Genomic DNA, 15,861 nt, shown 5'->3' on the forward strand with positions numbered 1-15,861 from the left:
TTCCTCTATTCTTGACTAAAATTAACGAAGGCGCAGCATGCGCTCGACTTTTGCAACGTCAGACGGATGCAGCAAGCTGCTACCGCGCAGTTGACGCTTACGCTTGGTCGACATTTTAGTCAGGATGTGGCTCTTGAAAGCGTGCTTGTGCTTGATACCGTTAGCAGTTTTCAGAAACCGCTTAGCAGCACCACTTTTAGTTTTCATCTTTGGCATGTTCGGTACTCCGCATTCAGTTGATAAACATAATCAGAAGGCCTGCCGTGCCCTATTGATTACTTCTTCTTTTTCGGGGCGATGACCATAATAAGCTGGCGTCCTTCCATCTTAGGATGCTGTTCGACCGAACCGTACTCGAGCAGGTCACCTTCAACCCGCTTGAGGAGTTCCATCCCCAGCTCCTGGTGGGCCATCTCACGGCCGCGGAATCGCAAGGATACCTTGGCCCTGTCCCCATCACTCAGGAAACGTACCAGGTTGCGCAGTTTTACCTGGTAATCCCCTTCCTCCGTCCCTGGACGAAACTTGATTTCTTTTACTTGAATCTGCTTCTGGTTCTTCTTCGCCGCGGCAATCTGCTTCTTCTTTTCGAAGATCGACTTGCCGTAGTCCATCACCCGGCAAACGGGCGGGATTGCATCGGCGGAGATTTCCACCAGGTCCAATTTGGACTCTTCAGCAATACGAAGCGCTTCATCAATCGAGACGATGCCAATCTGCTCGCCGTCAGCGCCAATTAACCGAACCTCGCGTGCCGAGATATTCTCGTTGATCGGGGCTTTCGGTGCAGCTCGTTTATCTTGTCTCATTTCACGCTTAATAATAATTACTCCGAATCTGGGCGACCACGCCGGGAAACCGCTTGCGCGAGGAACTCAGCGAACTGGGCGACGGGCATCGAGCCCAGGTCAGCACCTTCACGAGTACGCACAGCGACAGTCTGCATCTCGACTTCCCGATCTCCGATAACCAAAAGATAGGGAACCTTGAGCAAAGTATGCTCGCGGATTTTAAAGCCGATCTTTTCATTTCTCAAGTCGGACTTGGCACGAAATCCGCTTTCATTGAGAGTTTTTTCAACTTCAGCGGCAAAATCTGCCTGTTTATCAGTGATATTCATGATCACTGCCTGGGTCGGAGCCAGCCACGCAGGGAACGCACCCTCGTAGTGCTCGATCAGGATCCCGACGAACCGCTCGAACGAACCAAGAATCGCCCGGTGCAGCATAACCGGGTGTTTACGGCTGTTATCTTCGGAGACGTATTCGGCTCCAAGACGGATCGGCAGGTTAAAATCGAGCTGCAGGGTACCACACTGCCAGACGCGACCAAGGCAATCTTTCAGCGAGAATTCGATCTTCGGACCGTAGAACGCGCCCTCGCCCGGCTGCAGGTCGTACGCAAGCCCCGCACTGTCCAGTGCTGCGGCCAGTGCAGCTTCTGCGCGATCCCACAGCTCGTCGGAGCCAACGCGTTTTTCCGGACGAGTGGACAGCTTCATCTCGACTTCGGTGAAGCCGAAATCGCGGTACACGTCCATGGTCAGCTTGATGAACGCAGCGGATTCGGCCTGCATCTGCTCTTCGGTGCAGAAGATGTGCGCGTCATCCTGAGTGAAGCCACGCACACGCATGATGCCGTGCAGTGCACCCGATGGCTCGTTACGGTGGCAGGCACCGAACTCGGCCAGGCGCATCGGCAACTCGCGGTAGCTTTTCAGGCCCTGGTTGAACACCTGTACATGGCACGGGCAGTTCATCGGCTTGATGGCGTAGTCGCGGTTTTCCGACTGAGTGGTGAACATGTTGTCGGCGTAGTTGGCCCAGTGCCCGGATTTCTCCCACAGGCTGCGGTCAACGACTTGCGGCGTCTTGATCTCCAGGTAGCCGTTGTCGCGCTGAACTTTGCGCATGTACTGTTCAAGCACCTGGTACAGGGTCCAGCCGTTTGGGTGCCAGAACACCATGCCCGGCGCTTCCTCCTGGAGGTGAAACAGGTTCAGGCGCTTGCCGATCTTGCGATGGTCGCGTTTTTCGGCTTCTTCGATGCGCTGGATATAGGCCGCCAGTTGCTTCTTGTCAGCCCAGGCAGTGCCGTAGATCCGCTGCAGTTGTTCATTCTTGGCGTCACCGCGCCAGTAGGCACCGGACAGCTTCGTCAACTTGAACGACTTGAGGAAGCGCGTGTTCGGCACGTGCGGGCCACGGCACATGTCGACGTATTCTTCGTGGTAATACAGGCCCATGGCCTGCTCGTCTGGCATGTCTTCCACCAGGCGCAGCTTGTAGTCTTCGCCGCGAGCGGTAAACACGTCGATCACTTCGGCGCGCGGAGTGACTTTCTTGATGACGTCGTAATCTTTCTCGATCAGCGCGTGCATGCGCTGCTCGATGGCCGCCAGGTCGTCGGGCGTAAAAGGACGCTCGTAGGCGATGTCGTAATAGAAGCCTTCATCGATGACCGGGCCGATCACCATTTTCGCCGTCGGGTACAGCTGCTTGACCGCATGGCCAATCAGGTGCGCGCAAGAGTGGCGAATGATCTCCAGCCCCTCTTGATCCTTGGGCGTGATGATTTGCAGGCTGGCATCGGCGGTGATCAGGTCGCTGGCATCAACCAGCTTGCCGTCGACCTTGCCGGCCACGGTGGCCTTGGCCAGGCCTGCACCAATGGATGCGGCGACCTCGGCTACGGAAACCGAATGATCGAATGAACGTTGACTGCCGTCGGGAAGAGTAATAGTTGGCATGGCGCCTCCTCTCCTAGTGGTGACCCCTACCAAAGGTCACGTGGGTTGGGATGAGCCAGTACAAGATCCAACACCAGGCCGTTCAATGATGAACGCCTGCCTTACAGCGGCAGGAGCCTTTCGGCCAACCGATAATCGAACCAGAGTGACTGGAGTTAAACAAAAAGAACCTGGCAGGCGGCAAAGGGCACACCGGGAAATAGCCAGGCGAAAGATGCTAGCACAGATGAACGGTCATGACGCCCGCCCGGCCTCAGGAAACGCAAATTCCCGGCTTTATATGGGCAAAAGTGAACTTGAACTGTACGGCGGGCCTCAAACACACCGAGAATCACCGTTCGTCCACGACTCCAGGAGCATTTAATCATGCGTTTTACCTCGACTTTCGCCCTTGCCGCATCCCTGACCCTCATTTCCCTGGGCGCACACGCCGCTGCGCCTTCGAACTGGCCTGCCGGTGCGCGGGAAAGCTTCGTCAAGGATTGCAGCGCAGCTGCCAGTCAGAACGTTGATGCCAAGACAGCCAAAGACCACTGCGAATGCGGTGCCGACAAAATCAATGCCGAATTGAGTACTGCCGAGATCAAGGAACTGATGACCAATCAGAACGCGTCGCCGGAACTGAAAAACAAGGCCGTTGGCGCCATTTCGTCGTGCAAGGTCGTCAAGAAAAAGTAAACCTGGCGCCTCGGCAGCCCCCGTAAAACACCAAAAAACGCCCCAAAAACTGCCATTTCTCACAAATTACGCAGCTTTTACGGCTTTTTTTAACAGCTGGTATTTCATGCGAAAGCCCCGTAGTTCGGGGCTTTCAGCCAACCAAGGCATGAAACACAACGCGATTGACTAGCAAACAATGCCTTGGGGGGGCTCCCAAGCCGAACATTTCGACTATGATAGCTCGGTGTGCCCAGTTGGCCTGAGCAGCACAGCACTACTGAAAATATATGTTTCTTGGAGATACACCATGTCTAATCGCCAAACCGGCACCGTTAAATGGTTCAACGATGAAAAAGGCTTCGGCTTCATCACTCCTCAAGGTGGCGGTGACGACCTGTTCGTACACTTCAAAGCTATCGAAAGCGACGGTTTCAAAAGCCTGAAAGAAGGCCAAACCGTTTCCTTCGTGGCTGAGAAAGGCCAAAAGGGTATGCAAGCTGCACAGGTTCGCGGCGAGTAATTCTCTGCTGAGCCAAAAAACCCCGTCCATGTGACGGGGTTTTTTATGGGCGCTATAAAAGCCTTGGGCTAATCAGCCGCAATTGACCCGATTGATCACCAGGTTGTCGTCGGTGTTGAGGTTCAGGCGATCAGAACGGTATTCCAGAGTGACCATGTCATCGGGCTTGAGAATGCGTGCATTCTGCGCACCGGCGCGGCTGCGGGCCTGCTCCAGCAGTTGTGGCGAAGCCTTCTGGCCAACCGCGAATTCGGCAGCCTTTGCCTCACAGCGGCTGTGACCAGCATCGGCCGCGGCCGTGTCTTTGGCTGGCTCAGAGGTACCCGGGGTGCTGCAACCCGACAACACAAGCGCAGCCAACAAAGTACCGAATGATGCGAGCTTCCCAGGCATGAAGCCTCCTTTGAGAAAAAATGGACAGAGATCGTGCGACCGTGGTTTGGCCGATTGGTTTCAGAATTGTCACAATGGGCCATGGGCCAGTCTGCCTGACTCGACACGCGCCACAGGCGAATCAATCGTCACCAGATATGAATGCAGTCAGTAGATGTCGATGTAGTCAAACGGCGGCTTCGGCCAGTTTTGCTTGAGCGCGTTGAAAATCTGCATCACCCACACCTCATCGCTGGCTGCCACGTTGCCGACATAACCGGAACCCGCAGCCCAGGTTTCGAGGCGGAACAGCAGGCCGTCGATATCAACACCGCCCACCACGCCCGAAGAGATGTAGGCAATGCCCGCCCTGGTGACACGCAATTGGGTGTGAACGTTGTCGCTGGCAGACGCAAGCATCTGGCGAACAGCCCCCAGCGTGAGGTTATCGGGGTTGGTCAAATCAATCTGCACGCGGTTTGCCCTGGCAATTAAACAGGCGGGCAGTGTCGCACAGCCCTGCCCTCATGCCTAAGTAGCAGTGCCAAACGTCGCGCAAAATGGTTAACTCCACACGCCAGATAACGCACCAACAGCCTTTCAGCCTCGCGAGACATCCATGACCACCGTGACGATCCATGCCGACATCAAAGCCAAGTGGCCCCATGGGCAGGGCTCCTACAGCCCCGGAAGCCCGGAAGAGTTGGCAATCATCGGTATTGATCTGCTGGTGAAGGCATTGGGCACCCAGGCCGCACAGGCATTTATCGGCCAGGTATTCGAGAAATACCCAGCCGATCACCCGGGGGCGCACGACCCCGAACGCGAGTAAGAACCAGCCGGCGAACGCCGACCGGCAAACCGCTTTACTTCAGGCGGCCGAGGCGCTCGGTCAACAGGTCGAAGAAGCCTTGGGCATCGCCGTTTTCAACCCAGAACGCATTCTTGGGCTGTTTCAAACCGTCATACCAATCAACGATGGTCTGGCCAAAGGTTGGACCTTCACGGCTGTCCACCACCACATTGACCTCACGGCCGCTGAACAGCGAAGGCTTGAGCAGATAGGCAATGACGGTAGCGTCATGCACCGGGCCACCCGGGATGCCGTAGTGCTCCATGTCGCCCTTGACGTATTCATTGAGAATATCGCCCACCACTTTGCTCGCGTTGTTGTTCAGTGCAGCGATTTGCTTCAGGCGCGCTTCGCTGGTCAGCACCTTGTGGGTCACGTCCAGCGGCAGGTAAGTCAGCTTGACGCCACTTTTAAGCACGATTTCGGCCGCGATTGGGTCTGCGAACAGGTTGAACTCGGCCACTGGCGTGATATTGCCACCGTTGAAGTGCGCGCCGCCCATCACCACCACTTCCTTGATGCCTTGAGTAATCTCCGGCGCTTGGGTCAATGCCAGCGCCAGGTTGGTCTGCGGGCCGAGCATGGCGAGGGTAATGCTGTGGGGCTTGGCGGTGCTGAGAGTCTTGATCAGGTAATCAACGGCGTTGCCTTCGGCCAGGCCTTTTTTCGGCTCATGCACGGTGACACCGGAGATACCTTCCTTGCCGTGGATGTTTTCGGCATAGATCGGCGTGCGCAGCATGGGTTTCGGGGCACCGGCGTATACCGGAATATCCTCGCGCCCCGCCCACTCCCGGGCCAGCCGTGCATTGCGCGAGGTCTTGTCCAGGCGCACGTTGCCAGCCACGGTGGTCAGCGCGCGGATCTGCAGCTCATCGGGCGAGGCCATGGCAAACAGCAAGGCAACTACGTCATCGGCACCCGGGTCGGTGTCGATGATCAGGTCGATTTTTTCCGCCGCGTGGGCGCTTGCAGCGGTCAGCACGGACAAAAGCAGCACACTCCGGAACAGGTGTCGCAGGGTTTGGGTACCACGTTGCATGACGCACTCCTTGTCGTTGAGAAATTCTAGAACGTTACGCCGGAGACCAGCGCAATATTGCAATAAGGCTGGCACTCGCCGGTGCGCACCACCGCCCTCGCCTTGCGGCTGAGATGTTTGAACTCTTCATGGCTGACCAGGCGGCGCTCGCCGAGGGCGGCCTGCTCGGTCAGGGTGTTGAGGTCCGTCAGGGCCGGCGGTTGCTTGAGCAGGATTTCTTCCGCGAGCACGTGGCTTTCCACCTGCATTTCGCTGAGCACGATGCGCAAGGTGCTGACGAAATCCGGGATGCCTTTGGTCAGTGCCAAGTCGATCAGTTCGACGCCCGGCGGCACCGGCAGGCCGGCATCACCGATCACCAGAATGTCGCCATGGCCGAGGGACGCGATCAGCCGCGACAGCGCAATATTGAGCAGAGGAGTCTTTTTCATGAGGGCACAAAACCTTGGACGTCGTGCGATGTGGGAATAGAGGGTTGTGCACCGGCGCGGGTCACCGACAATGCGGCCGCCACCTGGCCAAAACGAATGGCTTCAGCCTCGCTCTTGCCGTTGGCCAGCGCCGCCGCAAAACCACCTACGAAGGTGTCGCCGGCAGCCGTGGTATCGACCGCCTTGACCTTGGGCGCCACCAGGTGCTCAAAGCCTTTGCCATCGGCAAACAACGCGCCCTCGGAACCCAGGGTAATGATTACTTTGCCGGCGCCGGCCTTGATCAACCGCGTTGCGGCGACCTTGGCGCTGTCCAGGGAGTCGACCACCACGCCGCTCAAGGCCGAGGCCTCGCTTTCGTTGGGGATCAGGTAATCGATGGCGGCGTACCAATCTGCAGGCAGCGGGCCACTGGCCGGTGCCGGATTCAGGATCACTGTCTTGCCCAGTTCGCGACCGCGCTTGAGGGCATGCCCCACTGTGTCCATCGGTGTTTCAAGCTGGCAGACGATGACGTCGGCGGCCTGCAGCACACTGTCAAATGTCTGCAGCTTGGCTGGCGTGAGCTCGCCATTGCCGCCGGCGACGATCACGATCGCATTCTGGCTGCTGTCATCCACCACAATCAGCGCCACGCCACTGGAACCGTCGACGCTGCTGACGGCCTGGCAGTCAATCCCCTCCACCAACAGCGCATCGCGCAATTGCGCGCCATAGGCATCCGTGCCCACGCAGCCGACCATTGCCACCTGCGCACCCAGCCGCGCCGAAGCGACCGCCTGGTTCGCGCCCTTGCCGCCCGGGACGGTGGAAAACGATTGGCCGATCAGGGTTTCACCGGCGCGGGGCAGCCGGCTGGCCCGGGTGACCAGGTCCATGTTCAGGCTGCCTATTACCACTACTTTTGCTGGCATACATCAGTACTCATCAATTCGGTTCAGCGGTATTGGGCAAACACGCCGGCCAACGGCGCCGTCGACTCGCGCAAGACAATACTCGGCGTCACGATGCGTTGATCGATCGGCAATTGGGGTGTCGCAATTCGTCGCAATAAAAGCTCGGCCGCCATCTCTCCCAACTGCAGGATCGACTGGCCCACCGTGGTCAGCGCCGGGTACACGTACTGGCTCATCTGGATATCATCAAACCCGATCACCGACAGCTCGCCGGGCACCCGGATATTGCGCTCGGCAGCCGCGCGCAATACACCGAAACCGATCATGTCGTTGCCGGCAAAAATCGCGCTGGGCGGGTTATCCGCCAGCAATTGGGCGGCAGCAGCGTAACCACCGGTGCTGGTGAAATCACTTTCCAGCACACGGCCCGCAAGGGCTTCAAGGCCCGCCTCGGCCAGGGCGCGGTAATAACCCGCCATACGCATCTGCGCGACTCGGGTATGGCCCGGACCACCAATGCAGGCTATGTCGCGGTGCCCCAGGTCCAGCAAGTGTCGGGTCGCCAGGTAGGCGCCCTGTTCGTGGTCGATACGCACCAGGTCCACATCGATCCCGTCAAGCGCACGGTCGACGATGACCATGGGCGTGCGCACCGCTTTGAGGCCCGTCGCCAGGCCGCTGTCGTCGCCGCCTACCGAGGTCACGATCAAGCCGTCGATGCGTTTTTCCAGCAGCACCCTCAGGTAGCTGCGCTGCTTTTCGGCATTATCGTCGGAGTTGCAGAGGATCACGCAATAGCCGTTCCGTTCGCAGTAATCCTCGATGCCCCGGGCCAATTCCGCAAAATACGGGTTGAGGCTGTTGGGCACCAGCAGGCCGATGGTCGCCGTGGTCTTGGCCTTCAGCGATCGCGCGACCGCACTGGGCACGTAGTCGAGCTGCTTGATGGCAGCCTCGACCTTGATCCGTACGTGCTCACTGACCGGGCGCGTCTTGTTTACCACATGGGACACGGTGGTGTAGGAAATCCCTGCAAGCGCGGCCACATCCTTGATCGTTGCCATGGCTCAGGCTCGCCGACTGGCGCGCTGGCTGCGGTAAGTATCCAGCACCACCGCGATCACGATCACGGCACCGGTGATGATACGTTTGGTCGGTTCGGTGGCGCCAATTTGCGCCAGCCCTGCCGCCAGTACCGAGATAATCAGCACGCCGAAGAAGGTACTGATCACCGAGCCACGCCCGCCCATCAGGCTGGTGCCGCCGATTACCACCGCAGCGATGACTTGCAGCTCAAGGCCGGAACCGGCGTTTGGATCCGCCGCTTCAAGGCGCGAAATCTGAAACAGTGCCGCCACGCCGGCCAACAGGCCCATCAGGCTGAACACCAGGATTTTGTACGGCTTGGGATTGATCCCAGCGAGGCGCACGGCCTCCTCGTTGGTGCCGATGCCGATCAGGTATCGACCAAACACAGTACGCGTCAACACCAGTTGCGCGGCGATGATCACCAGCAACGCAATGATGAACGAAGGTGAGATGCCGAAGGCCACCGGGTTGGACAACCAGGCAAATGAATCACCGATGTAGGCGGTGCGCGAGCCGGTCATCTGGTACGCCACGCCGCGGGCCATTTCCAGCACGCCGAGTGACACGATGAACGACGGGATGCGCCACGCCACCGTAATAGAGCCGGTAATGGTCCCGGCCAACGCCGCGCAGCCCATGCCCAGTATGGCGGCCGGTAACACACTCCAGCCCCAGCCGAGAATCGCCACGCTGACGGCCGAAGCGGCCAGCGCCAACACGGAACCTACCGACAAGTCGATGCCACCGATGATCAGCACGAAGGTCATGCCAACCGCCAACACCATCAGGTCGGGAATCTGGTTGGCCAGGGTGCTGAAGGTGTCGTACGAGAGGAAGTGGTCGCTCAGGAACGAGAACAACGCAATCATCGCCAGCAAGGCACCGGCCAGGCCCAGGTAGGTGCCCAGGCCATAGAAGTTGCCGCCACGTTTTGCGGGAGAGGAAGTGGTTTTCATGGGGTATTCCTAGGCGCTGCGTCGTTGAGCAGCGCATCACGTTTCTGATAGCCGGCAAATGCGGCCGCAAGCAATTCGTCCTGGGTCCAGCTGTCGCGCTCGAAGGTCTCGATCAGGCGCCCGGCGGAGAGCACGCCGATACGGTCGCAGATCAGCATCAGCTCACGCAGGTCGCTGGACACCACCACCAGCGCTTTACCCTGGCGGGTCAAGTCGCCGAGCAAGGCGTAAATATCGAATTTGGCGCCGACGTCGATTCCCCGGGTGGGCTCATCGAACAGCATCACCGCGCAATCGCGCTCCAGCCAGCGGCCAATCACCACCTTCTGCTGGTTGCCGCCCGACAACTCCGACACCAACTGCGCCGTGCTGGAACTGCGGATGCGCATGGCGTCGACCTGGCGCTTGGCCAAGGCCGTTTCGTCACGACTATTGACCAGCCCACCGCTGGAGACCTTAGGCATGTTGCCCAATGCGATATTGGCGCCGATCGATTGGGTCAGCAGCAGGCCTTCGCCCTTGCGGTCCTCGGTGATCAGGGCGATGCCGTGACCTACCGCGTCGACGGGCGAACGAATGCTGACAACTTGCGCGGGTGTGCCCAGTGCCACCGTGCCGCTGTCGGCGATATCGGCGCCGAAGATCAGGCGCAACAACTCCGTACGGCCAGCCCCGATCAGGCCGGAGATGCCGTAGATTTCACCGGCACGCACTTCAAAGGACACATCGCGGACCTTGTCCGAGCGGGTCAGGCCTTTTACCGTCAACAGCGGCGCGCCAATGGTGCGCGGGCCCAGGTCGATTTTCTCGCCCAGTTCGCGGCCCACCATCAGCGTGACCAGTTGCTCACTGTTGTAATTGGCCATCGGCTCGACACACACCAGCTTGCCGTCACGCAATACCGCAATGCGCTGGGCGACACGGGCCAGTTCTTCGAGCCGGTGGGAAATATAGATGATCGACACGCCCCGGGCTTGCAGGCGGGTAATTTGTTCAAACAGCATCTCGACTTCACGGGCAGTCAACATCGCCGTGGGTTCGTCAAGGATCAGTACGTGGCAATCGCCAATCAGGTTGCGGGCGATCTCGACCATTTGTTGGTGGCCGATACCGAGGCTGCCGACCAGGGTGTCCGGGTCGATGGCGTCCAGGCCAACCTGGGCCATGGCTTCGATGGCGGCCTTGCGCAGTTGCTTGCGGCTGATCCAGCCACCGTGGCTGGGCAGGTTGTCGAGGAACAGGTTTTCGGCGACGGTCAGGGTCGGCAGCAGGTTGAGTTCCTGCATGACCATGCGGATGCCCTGCTCTTCAGCCTGGGTCCGGCTGCCCGGCGTGTAGGCCTGGCCATTGAACTGCATCTGGCCGTCGGTCGGTGTAACCAGCCCGCCGATAATCTTCGACAGGGTACTTTTACCTGCGCCATTCTCACCGGTAAGCGCCAACACTTCCCCACGATTGAGCGTCAGGGTGATGTCGGATAGAACCGGTTGGGCATAGGTCTTGCCGATACCGCTGACCGAGAGGACAGCGTTCGGTGCGGAAGATGACATAGGAACGTCTCCAGGCGTCCGCTCGGGGTGAGCGGACGCTGTTTGGTGCTGCCGGGAATTACTTCTTGAGGATGAGTTCGACCGGGGTTTCGATCATGCCATCCACGGCATCGACTTTTTCACCCTTGACCAGCTTCAGGGCGTTCTGGATACCGAAAACGGCTTGCTGGGCAGCCGCCTGGTCGGCGGTGGCCAGGACACGGCCGTCCTGCAGCATCGGCTTGATGGCCTCGATGTTGTCGTAGCCCACCACGAGCACTTTGCCGGCCTTGCCAGCGCCACGCACGGCGGAGACTGCGCCCAGGGCCATGTTGTCGTTACCGGCCAACAGTGCCTTGATGTTCGGGTTTGCCTGGAGCATTGCAGCGGCAATCGCGTTGCCCTTGTCGATTTCCCACTCACCGGACTGGGTGGAGACGATCTTCATGCCGGCGGCATCCATCGCGTCCTTGAAGCCCGCGGTACGCTGCTGGGCGTTGGTGGTGGTGGACACGCCTTCGATGATGCCAACCTGGTCACCTTTGGTGAGGTGCTTGGCCAGTTCTTCACCGACCAGGCGAGCGCCCTTGCGGTTGTCGGGGCCCACAAACGGAATATCCAGGGATTTGCTTTTCAGCACGTCCACGTCAAGACGGTTGTCGATGTTGACGATCTTGATGCCCTTATCCGAGGCTTTTTTCAGCACGGTAACCAAGGCTTTCGAGTCGGCGGGAGCAATGACAATCGCGTCAACCTTGGACAGGATCATCTGATTGACGATATCAATCTGCGCGGAGGTATCGGTTTCGTTCTTGATCCCGTTGGTGATCATGTCGAAATCAGCGGAGTGCGCCTTCTGGTATTCCTTGGCACCGTCTTGCATGGTGACGAAGAATTCGTTGGCGAGGGACTTCATGACCAGGCCGACCTTGGGTTTGGCGGCGGTCTCGGCAGCAAATACAGAGGAAAGAGGCAGGGCGGCGGATGCGGCAGCAAGCACAGCGACAGCAAGAAGACGTCCAGCAAATGGCAGCTTCATGGGTTCACTCCGATCTTATGATTATTGTGAGCAACGCTTGCACCGAAGAACGCTTCGGCAGCCATCCCACCCGGGCGACTGATACGAGCTTTCACGACACTCAAGGAGCATCCCGTGAAACATCTCGCAAACGTTTGCGTTAGGTCAAACTATGAGAAGCTTGTGGGGATTTGTCAACGGAAGAAAACAGCCTTTTGATGAATTCGCTCTACGCCCTGCCCTCGCGGCCATTGGCTGTCCTGCGTTAAACATTGGTACGGGTTGATCGTTCTCTGAAACGACAGGTCCCGGTGTGCCTGCTACGTATTACCCCATCACTTTTCCGTCATCCTTTTCGGACAACCGAACAGTACCCTTGGATTTATTCGGAAAGCCGGACGCAAAACCCAAAACCTCGGCTGAAACTCAAACAAAAACCCATATAAATCAATACGTTAAATTCTATCAAATAACAAAATACCGCTGGTACAAATCCTGCTCTTACTCAGCACCTCGTGGCGTTCAGAACCGCCCGGGTGTTTATAGATGAACCTGCATCGGCACTCATCAAAAACTAGAGAGAAGAATAATGAAATCTGCTTTGAAAACTTTCGTACCGGGCGCGTTAGCCCTCCTGCTGCTGTTCCCTGTTGCCGCTCAGGCAAAAGAAGCTGAAACCAAGCAAAAACTGGCCAACGTGGTGATCCTCGCTACCGGCGGCACTATCGCCGGCGCTGGTGCCAGCGCTGCCAACAGTGCCACCTACCAGGCCGCCAAAGTCGGCATCGAACAATTGATCGCCGGTGTTCCTGAGCTTAGCCAGATCGCCAACGTTCGCGGCGAGCAAGTATTGCAAATTGCCTCTGAAAGCATCACCAACGAAAACCTGTTGCAACTGGGTCGTCGCGTGGCCGAACTGGCCGACAGCAAGGACGTCGATGGCATCGTGATCACCCACGGCACCGACACCCTGGAGGAGACCGCCTACTTCCTCAACCTGGTGGAGAAGACCGACAAGCCCATCGTCGTGGTCGGCTCGATGCGCCCGGGCACCGCGATGTCGGCTGACGGCATGCTCAACCTGTACAACGCCGTTGCCGTAGCCGGCAGCCAGGACGCCCGCGGCAAAGGCGTACTGGTGACCATGAACGACGAGATCCAGTCGGGTCGCGACGTGAGCAAGATGGTCAACATCAAGACCGAAGCGTTCAAGAGCCCCTGGGGCCCGTTGGGCATGGTCGTAGAAGGCAAATCCTACTGGTTCCGCCTGCCGGCCAAGCGCCACACCATGAACTCGGAATTCGACATCAAGACCATCAAGAGTCTGCCAGACGTCGAGATCGCCTATTCCTACGGCAACGTAAGCGACACGGCCTACAAAGCCCTGGCCCAGGCCGGCGCCAAAGCCATCATCCACGCCGGTACCGGCAATGGCTCGGTGTCTTCCAAGGTCGTGCCAGCCCTGCAGGAACTGCGCAAGCAAGGCGTACAGATCATTCGCTCTTCCCACGTGAATGCTGGCGGCTTCGTTCTGCGTAATGCGGAACAGCCTGACGACAAATACGACTGGGTGGTTGCACACGACCTGAACCCGCAGAAAGCCCGCATCCTGGCCATGGTCGCCCTGACCAAGACCCAGGACAGCAAGGAACTGCAACGGATGTTCTGGGAATATTGATCGCTCCCAGGCCCGGCCGGCAACGGTTGGGCCATCCCGCTCGTGGTACGCCACGAGCGGGTTCAACTGACTGCGCTTTAACTGCGCACAAAAAATCCTTTATAAACAATGCCCTCCTACATCAACTCGACAAAAATATTGTCTGAAGAACTTCTTGGATTTTAAGCAGTTGCGAAATTGCCTACAGTTAAATACTGTATGCACGTACAGCCCAATAAGGAATCTTCCGTGGCAAAGCCCTCTTCCGCAGCACCGACACCTCCTGACGCGTACCAACGCCTGGCTGTTCGCGTGCAAAAAATCATCAACTCCACCAATGCCCAGAAAAACAAGGCCGCGTTGATTTTCCGTTTGCCGCAGGAACCGGAAGACGAGTGGGCACGACTACTGGAGGAAATTGCAGAGAACGATAACGTCACCCTCGCTTATCGCGATGATGGCGGCGTGCAGATTTTCTGGGTTGTGCCGAAGGAAGATTGAGTCAATGAGTGTCCGTTTTATCAGTGTGTTGTTTGTATTTTTTGCTGTCACCGCCCAGGCGCAAGCCCCCAAGACATTCAGCGAAGCCAAGAAAATCGCCTGGAAGCTGTATGAGCCGCAATCCACCGAGTTTTATTGCGGCTGCAAATACAACGGTAACCGGGTAGACCTGAAAGCCTGCGGCTACATCCCGCGCAAAAACGCCAACCGAGCGGCGCGCATTGAATGGGAACACATTGTTCCGGCCTGGCAGATCGGCCATCAGCGCCAGTGCTGGCAGGACGGCGGGCGCAAGAACTGCACCCGCAAGGATGCGGTATACCAGCGCGCCGAAGCAGACCTGCACAACCTGGTGCCGAGCATCGGCGAGGTCAATGGTGACCGCAATAACTTCAGCTTTGGCTGGTTGCCGGTACAAAGCGGGCAATATGGCTCGTGCCTGACCCAGGTGGATTTCAAGGCCAAGAAGGTCATGCCCCGCCCTTCCATTCGCGGGATGATCGCCCGTACGTACTTTTATATGAGCAAGCAGTATGGGCTGCGCCTGTCGAAACAGGACCGTCAGCTCTACGAAGCCTGGAACAAGACCTACCCGGTACAACCCTGGGAACGCCAGCGCAATCAAACCGTGGCCTGCGTGATGGGGCGCGGCAATGAATTTGTCGGCCCGGTGAACTTGAAAGCCTGCGGCTGAAGGTAAAAAAAGCGGGGGCGCCATGGCCTCCCGCTTACCGGTTGGTTACTGCGCAACCTTGTGTTCGATGACCTCGGACACGGTGTCATTTTTCTTCGCAGTCGCCAGTTTTTCAGTCAACTGCACCTGCTTCGCCTCGGCCTCGGCCTTGGTGCTGAACGGGCCCATCAGTACCTGGTCCTTACCGTCTTCCTTCGCCAGATAGAAACTGAAACCGTGTTCGAGCAGCCACGCCGTCAGGTCAGTGATCGCCTGCAGCTTGTGATCCGGCGGTCCCACCCATACATCCCATTCCTGGGACGCGATCGCACCGACCGCAGGTTGGGCCTGGGCAGGCGCCTCGACAACGGCAGGACTGGCCTTGGGGGTATCGACGCTTTTACCTTCACCGCAACCGGCCAGTGCCAACACCGCAATTGCCATCGCTACTTTACGCACTACCCTGCTCCTTAGAGGATCAAAGAGGCGACTTTATCATTCACTGGCTATTCTGGCCGTCATAAACGTTGGCTTAAACAATGCGAATGATGTATCGCAGACCTGTATGATGGCGCCATGGGAATTAATGCCGCCTCTATGCGTCCTAAAAGAGGCAGCCACAGGGAAGCGCTTCGCAGTAAGCTACACACATCCGACATCTGCCCTGTCTGAAACATGTGTCCTTCAAAGCAATCAAGGAGAAGTCCATGCTGATACTCACCCGCAAAGTCGGTGAAAGCATAAACATCGGTGATGACATTACGATCACCATTCTGGGCGTTAGCGGCCAGCAAGTAAGAATCGGCATCAATGCTCCAAAGGACGTTGCCGTGCATCGCGAGGAGATCTACCAACGTATCCAGGCGGGTCTGACAGCTCCGGACAAAAACCAGACACCTTGAAGCGCCTCCAGTA

Annotated in this window: 20 protein-coding genes; 7 read left to right on the forward strand and 13 right to left on the reverse strand. The window is 58.0% G+C overall.

What is annotated here, in order from left to right; translation table 11 throughout:
• Window positions 1-21: 21 nt before the first annotated feature.
• Genes rpmI through thrS form a run of 3 tightly spaced genes read right to left on the reverse strand, consistent with a single transcriptional unit; the run spans window position 22 to window position 2,749 of the window.
• Window positions 22-216, reverse strand: a complete 195-nt coding sequence (rpmI, locus tag ACZRN6_RS06050; RefSeq protein ID WP_002553160.1) for a 50S ribosomal protein L35 — start codon at window positions 214-216, stop codon at window positions 22-24.
• Window positions 217-275: 59 nt separating this feature from the next.
• Entirely contained in the window at window positions 276-827 is a 552-nt protein-coding gene (gene infC / locus ACZRN6_RS06055; protein ID WP_205900002.1) for a translation initiation factor IF-3, read from the reverse strand.
• The gene (gene thrS / locus ACZRN6_RS06060) at window positions 827-2,749 is read right to left on the reverse strand and encodes a threonine--tRNA ligase (protein ID WP_236411112.1); all 1,923 of its coding nucleotides are present in this window, start codon (window positions 2,747-2,749) and stop codon (window positions 827-829) included. Before thrS ends, infC begins: the two co-directional genes overlap by 1 nt.
• A 363-nt stretch (window positions 2,750-3,112) precedes the next feature.
• Between thrS and ACZRN6_RS06065 the strand changes: the two genes are divergently transcribed.
• Together ACZRN6_RS06065 and ACZRN6_RS06070 are read left to right on the forward strand one after the other, a co-directional pair.
• Entirely contained in the window at window positions 3,113-3,427 is a 315-nt protein-coding gene (locus tag ACZRN6_RS06065) for a hypothetical protein (RefSeq protein ID WP_464007528.1), read from the forward strand.
• Between the two features lie 289 nt (window positions 3,428-3,716).
• On the forward strand, window positions 3,717-3,929 hold the full coding sequence (locus ACZRN6_RS06070; RefSeq protein ID WP_003234260.1) for a cold-shock protein: 213 nt from the start codon (window positions 3,717-3,719) through the stop codon (window positions 3,927-3,929).
• Window positions 3,930-4,001: 72 nt separating this feature from the next.
• Here ACZRN6_RS06070 and ACZRN6_RS06075 read toward each other — a convergent pair whose 3' ends face one another.
• Window positions 4,002-4,322, reverse strand: coding sequence for an I78 family peptidase inhibitor (locus tag ACZRN6_RS06075; RefSeq protein ID WP_464007455.1), 321 nt, complete (start codon window positions 4,320-4,322; stop codon window positions 4,002-4,004).
• Window positions 4,323-4,469: 147 nt separating this feature from the next.
• Entirely contained in the window at window positions 4,470-4,775 is a 306-nt protein-coding gene (locus tag ACZRN6_RS06080) for a hypothetical protein (RefSeq protein ID WP_322144312.1), read from the reverse strand.
• 145 nt (window positions 4,776-4,920) lie between these two features.
• Here ACZRN6_RS06080 and ACZRN6_RS06085 point away from each other — a divergent pair, with 145 nt between their 5' ends.
• Complete coding sequence (locus ACZRN6_RS06085; protein WP_464007456.1) at window positions 4,921-5,133, forward strand: hypothetical protein; 213 nt, start codon at window positions 4,921-4,923, stop codon at window positions 5,131-5,133.
• Window positions 5,134-5,167: 34 nt separating this feature from the next.
• On the opposite strand, the gene ACZRN6_RS06090 is transcribed toward ACZRN6_RS06085, so the two are convergent.
• Genes ACZRN6_RS06090 through ACZRN6_RS06120 form a run of 7 tightly spaced genes read right to left on the reverse strand, consistent with a single transcriptional unit; the run spans window position 5,168 to window position 12,136 of the window.
• Complete coding sequence (locus ACZRN6_RS06090; RefSeq protein ID WP_322144310.1) at window positions 5,168-6,196, reverse strand: nucleoside hydrolase; 1,029 nt, start codon at window positions 6,194-6,196, stop codon at window positions 5,168-5,170.
• Between the two features lie 26 nt (window positions 6,197-6,222).
• Window positions 6,223-6,627, reverse strand: a complete 405-nt coding sequence (gene rbsD, locus ACZRN6_RS06095) for a D-ribose pyranase (protein WP_322144309.1) — start codon at window positions 6,625-6,627, stop codon at window positions 6,223-6,225.
• Window positions 6,624-7,541: a ribokinase gene (gene rbsK / locus ACZRN6_RS06100; protein ID WP_464007457.1), complete on the reverse strand. Its 918-nt coding sequence runs from the start codon at window positions 7,539-7,541 to the stop codon at window positions 6,624-6,626. Before rbsK ends, rbsD begins: the two co-directional genes overlap by 4 nt.
• A 23-nt stretch (window positions 7,542-7,564) precedes the next feature.
• Window positions 7,565-8,587, reverse strand: coding sequence for a LacI family DNA-binding transcriptional regulator (locus ACZRN6_RS06105; RefSeq protein WP_322144307.1), 1,023 nt, complete (start codon window positions 8,585-8,587; stop codon window positions 7,565-7,567).
• A gap of 3 nt (window positions 8,588-8,590) precedes the next feature.
• Entirely contained in the window at window positions 8,591-9,568 is a 978-nt protein-coding gene (locus tag ACZRN6_RS06110; protein ID WP_076014612.1) for an ABC transporter permease, read from the reverse strand.
• Entirely contained in the window at window positions 9,565-11,118 is a 1,554-nt protein-coding gene (locus tag ACZRN6_RS06115; protein WP_322144306.1) for a sugar ABC transporter ATP-binding protein, read from the reverse strand. Before ACZRN6_RS06115 ends, ACZRN6_RS06110 begins: the two co-directional genes overlap by 4 nt.
• Window positions 11,119-11,176: 58 nt before the next feature.
• Window positions 11,177-12,136 (reverse strand): substrate-binding domain-containing protein, encoded by a 960-nt coding sequence (locus ACZRN6_RS06120; RefSeq protein WP_464007458.1) that lies wholly within the window; start codon window positions 12,134-12,136, stop codon window positions 11,177-11,179.
• A gap of 568 nt (window positions 12,137-12,704) precedes the next feature.
• On the opposite strand from ACZRN6_RS06120, the gene ACZRN6_RS06125 reads away from it, so the two are divergent.
• From ACZRN6_RS06125 to ACZRN6_RS06135, 3 genes are all read left to right on the forward strand, one after another.
• Window positions 12,705-13,793, forward strand: a complete 1,089-nt coding sequence (locus tag ACZRN6_RS06125) for an asparaginase (protein WP_322144304.1) — start codon at window positions 12,705-12,707, stop codon at window positions 13,791-13,793.
• 228 nt (window positions 13,794-14,021) lie between these two features.
• Window positions 14,022-14,273, forward strand: coding sequence for a DUF1654 domain-containing protein (locus ACZRN6_RS06130; RefSeq protein WP_322144303.1), 252 nt, complete (start codon window positions 14,022-14,024; stop codon window positions 14,271-14,273).
• Between the two features lie 4 nt (window positions 14,274-14,277).
• The gene (locus ACZRN6_RS06135) at window positions 14,278-14,967 is read left to right on the forward strand and encodes an endonuclease (RefSeq protein WP_464007459.1); all 690 of its coding nucleotides are present in this window, start codon (window positions 14,278-14,280) and stop codon (window positions 14,965-14,967) included.
• Window positions 14,968-15,012: 45 nt separating this feature from the next.
• Here the strand turns inward: ACZRN6_RS06135 and ACZRN6_RS06140 are convergent, their stop codons facing one another.
• Entirely contained in the window at window positions 15,013-15,390 is a 378-nt protein-coding gene (locus tag ACZRN6_RS06140; protein ID WP_322148656.1) for an SPOR domain-containing protein, read from the reverse strand.
• A 263-nt stretch (window positions 15,391-15,653) separates the two neighbouring features.
• On the opposite strand from ACZRN6_RS06140, the gene csrA reads away from it, so the two are divergent.
• Window positions 15,654-15,848, forward strand: a complete 195-nt coding sequence (csrA, locus tag ACZRN6_RS06145; protein WP_003192511.1) for a carbon storage regulator CsrA — start codon at window positions 15,654-15,656, stop codon at window positions 15,846-15,848.
• Window positions 15,849-15,861 lie beyond the last annotated feature (13 nt).

It is taken from the genome of Pseudomonas sp. A125 (assembly GCF_055409485.1).

Bases quoted from the DNA above. Each gene is read 5' to 3' on its own strand.
- ACZRN6_RS06090 (WP_322144310.1), bottom strand. From the start codon at position 6,196: ATGCAACGTGGTACCCAAACCCTGCGACACCTGTTCCGGAGTGTGCTG.
- csrA (WP_003192511.1), top strand. From the start codon at position 15,654: ATGCTGATACTCACCCGCAAAGTCGGTGAAAGCATAAACATCGGTGAT.
- ACZRN6_RS06105 (WP_322144307.1), bottom strand. From the start codon at position 8,587: ATGGCAACGATCAAGGATGTGGCCGCGCTTGCAGGGATTTCCTACACC.
- ACZRN6_RS06110 (WP_076014612.1), bottom strand. From the start codon at position 9,568: ATGAAAACCACTTCCTCTCCCGCAAAACGTGGCGGCAACTTCTATGGC.
- ACZRN6_RS06085 (WP_464007456.1), top strand. From the start codon at position 4,921: ATGACCACCGTGACGATCCATGCCGACATCAAAGCCAAGTGGCCCCAT.
- rbsD (WP_322144309.1), bottom strand. From the start codon at position 6,627: ATGAAAAAGACTCCTCTGCTCAATATTGCGCTGTCGCGGCTGATCGCG.
- ACZRN6_RS06075 (WP_464007455.1), bottom strand. From the start codon at position 4,322: ATGCCTGGGAAGCTCGCATCATTCGGTACTTTGTTGGCTGCGCTTGTG.
- ACZRN6_RS06135 (WP_464007459.1), top strand. From the start codon at position 14,278: ATGAGTGTCCGTTTTATCAGTGTGTTGTTTGTATTTTTTGCTGTCACC.
- ACZRN6_RS06140 (WP_322148656.1), bottom strand. From the start codon at position 15,390: ATGGCAATTGCGGTGTTGGCACTGGCCGGTTGCGGTGAAGGTAAAAGC.
- ACZRN6_RS06125 (WP_322144304.1), top strand. From the start codon at position 12,705: ATGAAATCTGCTTTGAAAACTTTCGTACCGGGCGCGTTAGCCCTCCTG.
- thrS (WP_236411112.1), bottom strand. From the start codon at position 2,749: ATGCCAACTATTACTCTTCCCGACGGCAGTCAACGTTCATTCGATCAT.
- rbsK (WP_464007457.1), bottom strand. From the start codon at position 7,541: ATGCCAGCAAAAGTAGTGGTAATAGGCAGCCTGAACATGGACCTGGTC.
- ACZRN6_RS06115 (WP_322144306.1), bottom strand. From the start codon at position 11,118: ATGTCATCTTCCGCACCGAACGCTGTCCTCTCGGTCAGCGGTATCGGC.
- ACZRN6_RS06070 (WP_003234260.1), top strand. From the start codon at position 3,717: ATGTCTAATCGCCAAACCGGCACCGTTAAATGGTTCAACGATGAAAAA.
- rpmI (WP_002553160.1), bottom strand. From the start codon at position 216: ATGCCAAAGATGAAAACTAAAAGTGGTGCTGCTAAGCGGTTTCTGAAA.
- ACZRN6_RS06120 (WP_464007458.1), bottom strand. From the start codon at position 12,136: ATGAAGCTGCCATTTGCTGGACGTCTTCTTGCTGTCGCTGTGCTTGCT.